The organism is Janthinobacterium sp. BJB446, from assembly GCF_002735655.1.
In the GTDB taxonomy this organism is placed as follows: domain Bacteria; phylum Pseudomonadota; class Gammaproteobacteria; order Burkholderiales; family Burkholderiaceae_D; genus Janthinobacterium; species Janthinobacterium lividum.
Genome location: NZ_PDZK01000002.1, coordinates 616,358 through 629,007, shown reverse-complemented (window position 1 = coordinate 629,007; position 12,650 = coordinate 616,358). Strand labels below are relative to the sequence as shown.

At 45.2% G+C, this 12,650-nt stretch carries 13 protein-coding genes; 8 read left to right on the top strand and 5 right to left on the bottom strand.

The genetic code is table 11. From position 1 onward, the window contains the following. The first annotated feature begins 188 nt into the window (after positions 1-188). Positions 189-470, top strand: coding sequence for a hypothetical protein (locus CSQ92_RS18550; RefSeq protein ID WP_099395011.1), 282 nt, complete (start codon positions 189-191; stop codon positions 468-470). A gap of 1,110 nt (positions 471-1,580) precedes the next feature. On the opposite strand, the gene CSQ92_RS28830 is transcribed toward CSQ92_RS18550, so the two are convergent. From CSQ92_RS28830 to CSQ92_RS18525, 3 genes are all read right to left on the bottom strand, one after another. Continuing rightward, positions 1,581-4,523 carry a plasmid replication protein, CyRepA1 family gene (locus tag CSQ92_RS28830; RefSeq protein ID WP_143450392.1) on the bottom strand — a complete coding sequence of 981 codons (2,943 nt, stop codon included), beginning with the start codon at positions 4,521-4,523 and terminating at the stop codon, positions 1,581-1,583. A gap of 56 nt (positions 4,524-4,579) precedes the next feature. Next, positions 4,580-5,194 carry a hypothetical protein gene (locus CSQ92_RS28825; RefSeq protein ID WP_143450391.1) on the bottom strand — a complete coding sequence of 205 codons (615 nt, stop codon included), beginning with the start codon at positions 5,192-5,194 and terminating at the stop codon, positions 4,580-4,582. A gap of 97 nt (positions 5,195-5,291) precedes the next feature. Next, positions 5,292-6,011, bottom strand: coding sequence for a hypothetical protein (locus CSQ92_RS18525; RefSeq protein ID WP_099395006.1), 720 nt, complete (start codon positions 6,009-6,011; stop codon positions 5,292-5,294). Positions 6,012-6,216: 205 nt separating this feature from the next. Here CSQ92_RS18525 and CSQ92_RS18520 point away from each other — a divergent pair, with 205 nt between their 5' ends. The 3 genes from CSQ92_RS18520 (at position 6,217) to CSQ92_RS29435 (ending at position 9,181) form a co-directional block, all read left to right on the top strand. Next, positions 6,217-7,008, top strand: coding sequence for a hypothetical protein (locus CSQ92_RS18520; protein ID WP_099395005.1), 792 nt, complete (start codon positions 6,217-6,219; stop codon positions 7,006-7,008). Between the two features lie 407 nt (positions 7,009-7,415). Continuing rightward, positions 7,416-8,555, top strand: coding sequence for a tyrosine-type recombinase/integrase (locus CSQ92_RS18515; protein WP_099395004.1), 1,140 nt, complete (start codon positions 7,416-7,418; stop codon positions 8,553-8,555). A gap of 230 nt (positions 8,556-8,785) precedes the next feature. Continuing rightward, positions 8,786-9,181 carry a hypothetical protein gene (locus CSQ92_RS29435; RefSeq protein WP_180277050.1) on the top strand — a complete coding sequence of 132 codons (396 nt, stop codon included), beginning with the start codon at positions 8,786-8,788 and terminating at the stop codon, positions 9,179-9,181. 111 nt (positions 9,182-9,292) lie between these two features. Here the strand turns inward: CSQ92_RS29435 and CSQ92_RS28820 are convergent, their stop codons facing one another. Together CSQ92_RS28820 and CSQ92_RS18505 are read right to left on the bottom strand one after the other, a co-directional pair. After that, positions 9,293-9,583 (bottom strand): hypothetical protein, encoded by a 291-nt coding sequence (locus CSQ92_RS28820; RefSeq protein ID WP_143450390.1) that lies wholly within the window; start codon positions 9,581-9,583, stop codon positions 9,293-9,295. A 445-nt stretch (positions 9,584-10,028) separates the two neighbouring features. After that, on the bottom strand, positions 10,029-10,373 hold the full coding sequence (locus CSQ92_RS18505; protein WP_143450389.1) for a hypothetical protein: 345 nt from the start codon (positions 10,371-10,373) through the stop codon (positions 10,029-10,031). A 150-nt stretch (positions 10,374-10,523) separates the two neighbouring features. On the opposite strand from CSQ92_RS18505, the gene CSQ92_RS18500 reads away from it, so the two are divergent. The 4 genes from CSQ92_RS18500 to CSQ92_RS28815 all read left to right on the top strand — a co-directional run bounded on the left by CSQ92_RS18500 (position 10,524) and on the right by CSQ92_RS28815 (position 12,556). Continuing rightward, the gene (locus CSQ92_RS18500) at positions 10,524-10,964 is read left to right on the top strand and encodes a hypothetical protein (protein ID WP_099395002.1); all 441 of its coding nucleotides are present in this window, start codon (positions 10,524-10,526) and stop codon (positions 10,962-10,964) included. A gap of 81 nt (positions 10,965-11,045) precedes the next feature. Further along, complete coding sequence (locus CSQ92_RS18495) at positions 11,046-11,756, top strand: AbiU2 domain-containing protein (protein WP_099395001.1); 711 nt, start codon at positions 11,046-11,048, stop codon at positions 11,754-11,756. Positions 11,757-11,919: 163 nt separating this feature from the next. After that, complete coding sequence (locus CSQ92_RS18490) at positions 11,920-12,153, top strand: hypothetical protein (RefSeq protein WP_099395000.1); 234 nt, start codon at positions 11,920-11,922, stop codon at positions 12,151-12,153. 109 nt (positions 12,154-12,262) lie between these two features. Then, the gene (locus CSQ92_RS28815; protein WP_143450388.1) at positions 12,263-12,556 is read left to right on the top strand and encodes a hypothetical protein; all 294 of its coding nucleotides are present in this window, start codon (positions 12,263-12,265) and stop codon (positions 12,554-12,556) included. The last annotated feature ends 94 nt before the right edge of the window (positions 12,557-12,650 follow it).

The following is a 12,650-nucleotide window of genomic DNA, read 5'->3' as shown; positions in this document are numbered from 1 at the left end:
TGTGCGCTCTTCCTGAAGCAAGCTAACATGGGCATGCAGGCTAGCTATCCGCCCAACATCTAACCTAACTTCGCGTTGATCAGTTGGTAGTAGGTGCTGGGATCTGCTGTGCTCAACTTGGCTTCGGCCGCGAACTGCTCAACGATCTGCTTGCGGGTATATCTTTCTGCTTAGACATGCGTAGGTAGATGGTGGAAGCGAGTTCCATCTTCGTCGGCGCCTTCGGCTTCCTCTCGGCCTCGGCCATAGATGAAACGCCCGAATCGAGTTTTCCTTCGCTCCCCGTCGTATCCGCCGTCAGCATCGATGAAATCGCCGTAGCGGTGTTATTAATCGGTCCACTCACGCTGGTCGAAGCACCGGTCGCAGCTATCTGCGAGACAGTGATCGCGTTGGATGGCATTGCCGGTCTGTGGTCGCTCGTTGTCCTCGGCAGCTCGGTTGAAGTAATATTCGCATTCATGATGTAGGCTCTCGCATTTTTAAAGAGCCTTTACCATCAACATTTTTTAATTATTAGGCAACGGCTAGCTGCCAAGCCTAGACTTGTTCACCTCATCTTGTTCCAGCGGTTTCATCAACGTGGTGTCAGCAATTTTCGGTGGGCAACCACTTCATTTCCCATCACACCTGCGAGGGTATCCGCCTAAGACCCGCACGAATGCGGGGTTACGCGAACTACGTTAGAAGCTTTGAAGGCTCATAACGTACGCACGTCGCCCAGACCCGAGACAAGCTGCCGCATTTCCACCTACAGCGCGACGCCTGTATCCTGCAGACCTGCATGAACGCTCGGTTTCTAGGGCTAGGTCTGAAGGTTCAAGGGCTCATAACCTACGAACGGCGCCCACACCCTCAACAAGCTGCCGCATTTCCGCCTACAGGGCGACGCCTATATCCTACAGACCTGCATCAACGCTTGGTTTTAAGGGGTAGGCCAGAAGGTTCGCTGGCTTGTAACGGACGCAACCGTCCTTCTAACTCAGCTAACACCGCTACGCAAGGTGACAAGGTGGACAGAAAAGGTCGTGATTGTCAAATATGCATCACCTAGGACAACAGGCGCCGTTCGATAGATTAGAAGGAAATGGTGAGTTATCCGAGGTAATGTGATTGGGAGCGTTCGATGATCGTAGGATGAAACGGCAGGTTATTTAAAAGTGAAAGTATGTAGATTTTTTATAAAATGATTTCACGGACAACAGCAGCTGCTAATAGTTTATAGAAGAAAAGAAGATGTTGTCCGAAAAAATATGGTCATGGCGGCGCAGAAAAAAGTGTGGGCAGTGGGAGTAGGGAGGGTATTGCATAATATATGAATTAAAAATATTTTTTGAAGATGTTATTTTTACGGACAACAGCAGCAGCTAATAGTTTATAGAAGAAAAGAAGATGTTGTCATGAAGTATCTTTAACCCTATGAAATTATAAAATTTTCTTCAATGGGGTAGGGTGTTTATCCAATACATGTATAACTGCGGGAAATGGGATAGCATTGGCAGCTCTGCGCTGCCAATGCTATCCCATTTCCCGCAGTTGCGATACGCGGCTATAGCCGCGTATCGCAACTGGTTATATTCTTATACTTTCATCTTTTTTCTCAACTTCTCCCTGTGTGCCATTTCCTTGAGTGACGCATCGATATCTGCATCATGACTTACCCGTGGGAGATATTTAAAAACTAAATCATGCTGTTTTTTATCTAGCTTGTAATAAAATGTCCGGTTTCTATATTTGTCATCACTTTGACCGGATTTTATTGTTTTCATGCCGATCAATTGAAGAATTTTGTTCAGCTGGAAAGATGCTTTTTTATGTACATCGGCTCGAATATTGACATTAAGCAAGGTCTTGATCTCATTGCTTTTCTGCGAACACATCAGAGCAAATTCCTTCAAATCAGCACTTGTAATTTCTAAATTTAATTTGAAATTTAATTTGGCATCTACCAGCCCAGATGTAGAAAGAATTTCTCTTAATAATCCAGCTTTCAACGAAAAATTTTGGCGGTCGATCGCATGACTGTTATTGCGTTCGGCATCTTTTTCCGCAAGACTAAACGGGTTGCTCATCAATAATTCCATCATATGAAGTTGTCTGCGGAATTTCCCATTATTATCTAATAATAAAATTTCCAATGACAATTTTTCCCCGTAAAATTTTTCTACCCTGAATTTCTCAAAAGATAAATATTCGTTTCTACTTTTACTAGTTTTTTTCTTCAAAATTTCGAATTCGTGTTCAGTCAACTCTTTTGCATTTAGAAGTGCAGTTAAATCTTCTTCTATTACTGACTTTCTTGCCTCATGGATGTCGTCTGCAATATCCGAAAAGTCTTCCTCTTCTTTTGCGATGTGGTTAACTTGCCATCCATTGTGTAACTTCAAATCGATGAAGTGTTTTTTGAGATTGTTTTTTGATGCATTGGACATTGACATTACGTTTGCATAAAGCGTCAATATTTTGTCATTCACATTGTACATTGGATGCCCAGCAGCATCGTAACCAGTCAAAGAATCAGTAATTTCACCGGACATCACGCAAAACTCTTTAATAACTTCGGGATTACTTTCAATGTATGAAATCTGCGGGGAAATCCATGCTTTTACAGATTTAGGATGACGCACCCGTGCCAATTGTTGATCCAGATCGAAATGAGTAGTGATGTTTGTATCGAAGAACCCAAAAGTTGTATCTATCAATTGTGCAGCATTATTGAAAGTGATATCAATTCCAGTTCCCAAGGATGGTGATGCAATCAACACGTCGAACTCTAGTATGGCAGTTTTGATTTCCTTGAGGAAGTTAATGATGTTAGTCTCCTGCGAATTTTCCGATGTAATAAGCATGATTTTATTTTCATCTTTACCTCCGGCAATGATTATTTCTTTCATTAATCGAGCCGTGGTCTTCGAGTTACAGCAAATATAATGTCGTCCTCCCGCGAGGACTGTTTCTTTCATATCCATGATTAGCTGATTTTTGCTGTCATAGATATCGATTACAGCCCCACTCGGTTGATGGGAGTTCACAAACATTTTAGTTAGCCTGTTTCGTCCCATCATCCGTTCAACAGTCTGTACTGTGAGGAAGCCCAGATCAGCATCAGACAAAATTACAGACTTCGCATTTTTCAAGAAAAATTCTATTTGGAAATAGCATTGTCTTCGATTTGCACCGAGTGTCTTTGCGACCAGATGTCTAAAAACTTGCTCGGACTCGTCGATTATCACAACATCGTATTTCTCGCGTGCGGTGTTAAGCAAATTTGGCATACTATCGATACAAATAGCGAGGTATTGAAATGCTACTTCTTTATCAAAATTTTTATGGTCAATTTTATCTTTATAGAAGTGTAAGCCAAGATTTCGTGCAAGCTCGCCCAGCAACAAAGTGCGATGCCCGATTACCAATACAGTTTTATAGTTGGCACGGCATTCTTCCACAATTTTTTTTAGAAGAGCAGTTTTACCTGTTCCTTTCTGGCTAGCCAGATACGTGATTCCATTTTTCAGAGGAATATCGGTAAGATACTGTTGATTACGGCGTTGCACTTGGCGAAGATTATTATTCCAATATTCGGTGGGCGCGTCATCATCCAGATGCATCATAGGATCTTCTTCATACTCCATTTTGGTGATGTGACTCTCATAGGAATAGAAGTCATACTCCAAGAGATCGGGGCGTGCATGACCCTCTGGCCAGAATGTTTGATTACATGCCCGGCAGTGCACTCCCTTGATACCAATTTTATTTTCCACGACAAATGCACTAGCGTGTTTGTCGATATGGATTGGACAGAACACAGCTGTACGGGCTGGAAGCTCAGAGAGGAGACAACATTTACTGTGCTGTGTTCTGACTTCCTGGTTATTCAGCAATGTGATTGCTGAGCGTTGTGGCGCATCATTGACGTTTTTACGCTCGTCCCGGCTGCTCGATGGCATAAGCTCGGAGTTGATTTTGTCAGATGCCCCTGTAGATCCTGTTGCACCCGTACCTTCACCGAGCTTGATCAACATGTCGAGCTGTTCTTTGGGTAGTATCTTTCCGATCACGATTGGATCGCAGCCTTTTGAGCCATAGAACATCTGACATACTGAACTGCATGCTTTATCTCCATTGAAGTAATTGATCGCTCCCTTTATCGCGCAGCGCATTTCGAGTGGATCGGAAATCTCGTGTTCAAGTTCAAAGATCACGCGGAGACGGTGTGCTTGCGGAGTGTGACTTACGGTGGTATATACGATTGCAGCGTAGCTTTGCACAAATGGCAATGCCAATATCTCTTCAAGTGTCCATCCGTGGTCCAGGTCCACTGCAATGACTCCAGAGCACAAGAAGTTGACGTCCTTCCGCCTGCCACTGTTTTGGGAACTAAACGGATATCCGCGATTGATACTTTCGGCGAACTGTTGCACCGTAATGTCGACGTTTTTAAAACCAGTCGCGAGTATGCGATGCGATTCCTTGTCATCTTGTGCGGGTTTAAAGTCAATTTCATTACAGGTAGAAAGTTTCATATTGCTCTTATTTCCTGATCTATTTATTTTAAATTACAAATTTTTTCGCACAACTTTTACATATTGTTGAGCATCCATTTTTTAATACTTTGAATTTCTATTGAATAAAAATTTACAGGATCAAATTTTTTAATTATTGCCAACATGCATTGAATAAGAACTTTATCTGACTTTTGATTAACATATTGTTGTATTGTTTCTTTTTGCTTTACTTCTTTGTGACAGTCAAAAGAAATTTGTACTTTATTTATTTCTTTTACGAGTTCATCGATGCCATCTTCCTCCATAACTTCATACATGAATCGAACAATATTTTCGTCGAATCCGCGTGTTTCCCATATCACTGCAAACGGCCCGCGTACTACTTCTTTTTTAAAAGATCCGCGTACCATATGCATGTCGATAGCACCATCATGTTTCACAAAGATAGTTGGCATTTCGTAGATTTCTGGATTTTTTGGGTACATAAATAACCGGTACTGAATACATGTATGGCAAAACGGCTCATTGCTCAGACCTAGACTCTCTACTTTTACGATGAATTCGGCAGATAATTCTTTTGCGAACATGTCGTTCATTATTGATGATAGAAAAAGTTCTGCAGCATTTATTAAATGAGCTTTACAAATTTTCATTTTTCTACGTTGAGCCAAATGCTTTTTGATTTTCATTTTTATTTCAAGCTTCCTAGTTACCGATTTTTCTTGAATTGGTAGCCTTAATAAATTTTATTAAAGCTACCAGCATTGAAATCTTGCGGTGCTATTTTTATTTCATGTTCATCGTACTGGCGAGCAACTCATTCAGTTCATCGAGAACTTTGCACATGACTTCGGTTTTGTTGTCGATGCTGACATTAGTGCTACCGCCGAGCTTCTTGTTGATTTTCGGCCCGCCCAAGCCGTTCGCGGCCAACACCCCTGCGATGAGAATGTGCATCGGTGCCAGGCCCTGGCTATAGAGCGTCTTCGAAACGTCATTCCACATGTCTTCCAGCTCTTGCCACGATTTGTCATCGATGCTGCCTGGGCGCTTCGCACGGGTCATGAGAGCTGACAAGTTGATGCCTTCTTCTGCCTTGCGAACCTTCTTAAGCGTAGGGTGCTGGTCGAGGTCATCAGACGTGAAGAACACAGTTCCAGCGCCGCAAAAGGCACTGAGCGTTTTTTGCGTCATTTCATTCGGGCTGTCAAAGCGGACGTCGAACGTGCCTTTGTAGCGCTGACCGCACTTCGCATTGACTACGGCGCTTACCTGCGATTCGATTTCGCACCGTGCCGATGTGAATTTGCTGGCGAGCTGGTAGCGCAGTGCTTGCTTCGTGGTTGATGGTGTTGTCGCTGCATCAACAGCCTCCAAGACTGGTTGCGTCTCGATGTTGGCGATGACTGTCGCTCCTGGCATATCATGTGGCTGGGCTTGTGGTGCGGGCGTCATCAGGTCGGCGTCATCGTTTGCTTCTACTTGCTGAATAGCTTGGTTTTCCATGTGTACAGTCTTTCATATAGTCTGCAAAAAGCAGCTTGATTAAGGTTGATTGCCCTACGTGTTTTTAACCACACGTATAGGCAGCTTTACTTAGAAAACCGGCCGGTCAAGAAGTAAAGCTAGTTTATGGGAGGCGTAAGATTTCGTATATTTGCATCCATTTTTTCAGTTTTGATTGTATGTAGACATAATTTAGGAGTTCTGAATGGATGAGCAGGTGTACCAATTGTGGTACGAATATTTGAAACGTTCCGTCCGCTATAAAGAATGTTGCTCAAACGGTGGGATAGGGGATTTGGAGCACTTGAAGGACCTGAAGGATGTGTATAGTCATTTTGGTGACGTACACGCGCTGTCTTGGGAAGAATGGTGGCCCACACATCAATTTATATTTTCAGATATCGAGCCGATGTTTGTGATTAATGAAATTGAAACGAAGGCGGATTTTGATTACATGTTCGATGATTATGCAGATGATCTCCTGGGCCTTGTTGTAAATGTTTATGCGCCGAAAGAAGTTATTCTGGCTGAGATTGATAAGGTTTTAAAACGTCGTATTAGTGAAAGCTTAGAACAAGAGCATCAGGAATCATTAAAAATCAATTCGAAGGCTAGGAAAAAAAAGCGACATTCAAACTTAGCTCTAGATTTGTACCATCTTTACGGTTTAAATCCTATTCCGAGCAGTAAAGAAATTGATGTTTTAAAGAGAAGATTGAAGATTTATGACGCTCACAAGAATGATCCATCTATCACTCTTGCAGAACTCGGAGGCGCTGAGAAATTAGATAATTCTATATTGGAGAAAATGAGCCATGAAGAAAAGAAAGATTACGCTGCAAACAATATTGTGATAGCTAATTCGATAGCAAGAGATGTGTATTTTGCAAAAATTATCATAGAAAATACCGAACGAGGGCTATTCCCCAATATCGCTAAGCCGGAGTCTGATGTTTGTGATGAAGCGGTTTCTGCCAGTGAGGTACAGGATTTATAGGAGGTAATCTATTTAAACTTAGGTTATACCTACGACGTTTTGTTGCATAAAATGTCACTTTAATGCGAGGAGTGCACCTGTCAATTTACATGGTATTTTGCTGGTTTCCTTTATGTAACTTTGTAACTCCTTGATGAGCGTTTTAAGCTGTTTTGGAGGCTTTTCAATTACAGGCCTTGTGGGGCGTTACAAATGTTAGGTATGCCTAGGTATGAAGCCGAGCTTTGTAAGGCAGCCAAAGTGTTTCTGCGGGATTGTCTTATTGCTATCTTTTTTGGTGTGCTTGCAGCTAATTTTATTGATGATAGATATATTTTATTATAAATTATTCGGGTGAAATACCTCCGTTGAGCTGTTTGCATAAATAGCTGATGATGTAGTTATTCATTAATTCAGCGGAGAGTATTTTGGGATTACACAAGAGAGAAAACAGCAGCAATTGGTATTACGCATTTCAAGCAAAGAATAAGAAATACGTAGGCAGCACAGGTACGGCAAATAAAACAAAAGCCTTGCAGGTCGAGCGTGAAATGCGAAACAAGATACACAGCGAGGCTTATCTTGGTGAAGCCGAAGAAATTTCCTTGCGTGATGCTGTAGGCAAGTATCTGGAACCACGCAAGCAGTATTCGTACTATCGCGGCATGGAATCGATCTCACGCAAGATGTTCGGCAGCAAGCGCGATCCGAAAACCAAAAAGGAAAATCCTTGCTACGGCCTGCCAGCGACCCTGTTTCTGCATGAGATCCAGACCAAGCACATCGAGCGCTTGGTTGCCAAGCGGAAGGCCGAAGGTGATAAGCCTGCGACGATCAAGCATGAGATCGGGTTGATCAGCTCGACGCTGCGCGAGATGCAACGGCTTGGATACAAAACCAACCGTGACGTCGTGTTTCCGCAGTTGAAAACCTCGTATCGCTTACGCTATCTGGATTCCAACGATGAGGCTGCATTGCTGCGTGAACTCGATCCGAACACGGTGAGAAGCGGCGTTAAAACGCTGGAAGCACGCACACCAGAGATGCAGCGCAACATTCAAGATAACTACGACCTAGTGATCATGCTTCTTGATACCGGCTGCCGATATTCCGAAGCTGCGAACCTGCCTTGGACGGCTGTTAATTTGGACGCCGGAACGCTGAACATCTATCGCAGCAAGGTCAACAATGAAGACGTGCTGTTCATGACGGATCGGCTGCGCGAAGTGGTACTGCGTCGTCATGCGGATCGCCGGCCAGACGCACGCTACCTCTTTGAAAACAAGTTAGGCACAGCACGCGGCTATGCGGCGCAGGCGATCAAGAAGGCGATGGACCGCGCAGGAATGAACGACCCTGATGTGGTGAGGGAAAAGGGCGGCAAGGTCACGATGCATACGCTGCGGCACTCCTATGCCAGCAAACTGGTCAAGAACGGCGTCAGTCTGTTTGAGGTCTCAGTTCTGCTTGGCCACAGCGATCCGAAAATGACGCAACGCTATGCTCATCTTGCACCAAACGACGCCAGCAGGAAGGCCGTGGGCATCATCAATGCGCTGCAAGGCTAGTTGAGTCAGTGTGGCAGGATTCATCAATTCCTGCCGCGTTGCCTTTTTGCATATACACCGCATATTTGCAGATGCGAACCCCGCAAACACGACCATCTATTTTTCACAATCTATCAGTGATTCAGCAGGCAGTGACCACACGGGGGTGAAACGTTCTTTGCCCCGTGACGATGCTTTGCCCGTCATTTTTTTCCTGATAAATACCTCACCAACTTACGCAGGAGCGGCCTATGCCACAATTTTTACAGAACATCGACCAGATCGGTCGTGCCAAGCAACGTGATGTGCTTGGCTTAGAATTTTCCGGATTTCAAGGTCACTACGCAGCAAACCCCATGCGTGAAAAGATCCTGGCGTGGCTTGAACACAAAGGCATCGCATACATGGAATGCGGAGGCTACACCAGTGAGATGAGGATGGAGTCGTATCGAGGGCAGATTTACATCGATTTGCCATACGATGTTGCGGACCCGGCTTACCTTGAACTAGAAGCGTACCTTGAGGATGCAGAGGGCGCGATGCGTTGGGAGGGGGTGAGGTTCACCCTTTACACGCTGGCTTACTGCATGAAAAATGCCCATCATGATGAGCCAGGATTTTGGGAACGTTGGGCAGAAGGGTTTTAATGCAGGTACGACGTTATCATTGCCAAGAAAATGATAACGTCATTGTTGTGGATGAACCAATTCACTGTAAATAATGCAATATCTAATGCCATTGATTTCTGTAAATTCGTTTCAGAAAATAGGTAGTTTTTCTCGATAAATCAGAGCGACGACAACGCAAACAAAAAATGCTGACCACCATAAAAACTCCGGCATATCTCCTATGGTAACTGCAACAAGTATTAAAAGTGGTATGTATAACATAAATGTGTGAAAAACCCACTTAACCATAAACGTCAATAAAGGCTGTATTTCAGAAATATCTGCGCCATGCTCTGCAAAGTATGCATTAAGGTCTGAGCGGCAATGTGGGCATATTTCAGCGATCATTGAAATTTCTCCGCGACAATGTGGACATTTCATATTTTTGTTCCTTCAAATTATTATACGAAAACTCTGTTAAATATTGCTACGAAGCCATTACGAGTTTTCGATCTTTCGTGACGACCACGTTTGAGCAATCGAGTACTTGTATACGTGCGCCAGCATGCAAAGGTCCTGCTGTCCAGTTTTCGTATAGATCGCCATCGCAGCGGTACTTGAACTTGGTCCCGGTAAACCGCAGGTCAGGCAGTGGGCCGCAGCGATCACAGGGAACCTCCACGTATTGAGGATTGACTTCGATCACTTCTACGAACCGAAGACGCGGCTGCTGGGCAGCGCTGGTGGACATCGTCAGTGACAATGCGAGTAACGCAAATCTGACGCGCATGAGCAGGTATCCTTTTTGGTCAAGATGGCAGGTCGTCGGCTGTATGCACAATGCTCGTCGTGAAGAGCTGGCAAACAATGCGGGGATGAGTCGGATTTACTTTCCGCCTAGCGCTGCATTGCAGTTTGGGCACTCGTAGGTCTTCACTGAGCCAGTCGTGAAGATGGCGACGCCGAGGCCGACGATTGCGTGCAGCCACAATGGCAGAATTGATGCACCTTTCATCGACAATACGATGTCGACAAATCCTAGGATGGCGAGAGCAATAATCAAATAGGTCAGCGACTTCTTTGACGAAACACGATTTGTTTTCTGCGCCACGCCCATCATGCCTACATAGCCGCATGCCAAGCACGTCAGTTGCTCATGCTCGATGTACTTGGCTAAGTTCGCCCGGACATGCTCCGGCAGTACGGTCATCCCCTGATTATTTTGATTCATGTGGTCTCACTTCCGCCGTGAAGATCGGCATTGAATTGCTGGAATTGGACGGCAGCGATGCCGATGAGATCATTTTATAGTAACTATACGTTATTGCACAAAGCCAATATTTCTACATAGTTACTATGGTAGTCGGTAGCGTGCTACTACATGCAAAACACCAACGAAAACCTTCGCTTAGAGTTCAGCGAACGGCTGAAAAAAGAGTTCACCCGTGCTGGCTTACCTATCTCCAGTCCCACAGAGATTGCCAGGCAATTTAGTGAGCTTTACCCCGAGAACAAGATTGCCGCGCAAACGGTGCGCAAGTGGCTGCTGGCCGATGCAATACCAACGCAGGCGAAGCTGATGAGTCTGGCTGAATGGCTGGACGTTTCAGCTGAGTGGCTGCGGTTTGGCACAGGAAAGCGGCGAGCTGCGAAGGCCAGCGGCAAGCCTGCGGAAAGTGAAGTAGGAGTTGTGGTGGTCGGCAAGAATCAAGCGGCGATCGTGCCGGTGGTCGAGCTTCTTGCGAAATTGTCTCCGAAGAACATTCGCATGGTAGAGAGCATTGTGCGCTGTGTTCTCAATAGTCAGGAAAATGGCTCTTAGCGGCCTTGAAGCCAGCCGATAGTATGGAAGGGTTCTGTCCATTCTCGGCAGAATCAGCCGCTCAACAAGGAAGGACAGCGTATGGCTCAGTTACCTGAAGCGGTGATAAATGTGAAAGAAGAGGTCTCAAACTCCCGTACCTCCAACGTCCCGACTGGGTTCATTCAGATCTACGACGAGTTGCGCTCTGAGATTACATGGCTCCATGGCAGGTGGATGACTTACCGCGAGCTGTTTGGAGAAAATCCTCGCCGAATTGAACTCCTTGAAGAGTGCGCAGGAACCTTTTTTTATATTATTCAGGATGTTCTGCTCGACGAAGTACAAATTAGCTTAAGTAAACTGACGGATCCTTCAAGCATCGGAAAGCACAGCAATCTTTCACTGGAGCAACTACAATCAAACCTTCAACAACATGGTGAGGCCACACTCGCTGCTAATTGTCGCGCAATACTCGACAAGCTTCATGTTCAATGCAATGCATTCCGCGTTCGGAGACATAAGACGCTGGCGCATTTGGACCTGCTTACTGCATTGAATCAGTTACCGCAACCGCTCCCTGGCGTCTCCCGCCAAATGATTGAAGATGCACTCAAGTCCGTTCGAGAGTACATGAACGCAATCGAAGCGCATTACAACGACAGCGAGTGGGGATACGAGCACTTTATCTTAAATCACGGGGCAGGAGCTCTATTGACAACGTTGCGAGCGGGGCTACGTTACGAAGAGCTAGTTCAGAATCGTGCGCTTCCATATGACGATTGGCGCAGCGGTAAGTGGATTGATGCGTAACGATTGGCAGCAATCGGCCAAAAGCAGATATTTAATGTGAGGCGATATGTAGCGGAAGACGATCTGCTTTGGTAGGCCAGCAGATCGAATAGCGACAGGTTTCGTTGAGGTTTTCGGCGTTCGCATTGACGGTATCAGCACCATCAATGACCGAAAGCCTAGTATGACCCACAAACCGCCCATCACAAGCAAGAGTGTGCCAGTACGCCAACCTACGAAGCTAGACGCTGCCACGCTCAGCAATATGGCCCACCAGCCGGAATCGTCAGGCATCGTGCCGCATGATGATGCGCTTCAGCGTATCGCCGATATGCTCGCGAAGCTATCCCCATCCAACGTGAGTCTGATCACCAACATCATCCAGGTCATTGTTGATCAGCAGACGCCTGCAAAATAAGGTCTTATATTAGAACTGCCGGGGTTGCTAATGCAGCCCCGGCTGTCCACCGTTCTGCTATCATCGTTGGCACTTTTCTTCGTACCAACATTACAAGCAGACGAATTCTATGATTGAACTGAAATACACTGGTATGGCATTTGATGAGCAAGAGCTGATCGATACCATCACGGCGTCAAACAGAAACTATATGGTGCAGGGCCAGCGAGTAGTGACCTTGGGAAATCATCCCAAGCAAAATTCGTTCGATGTATGGTTGCGTAAGCGTTTCCCTAAAAAACGGGATACCAAGCTGGCTGATAATTATGTAATCGACGCACTGGTTGAAACAGGCAAGTTTATCGCAGCAAAGGATTTTTGCCCAGAAAGCGGAAGGCTATGCAAGTCGATTCGTCTTGCATGATTTGATCGTAATTTTTAGAGAAGATATCAGACCACGCTGTTAAAACGACTAGAAACGATTCTACGGCGTGGAGCTTTAAGACGATGCGTCGATG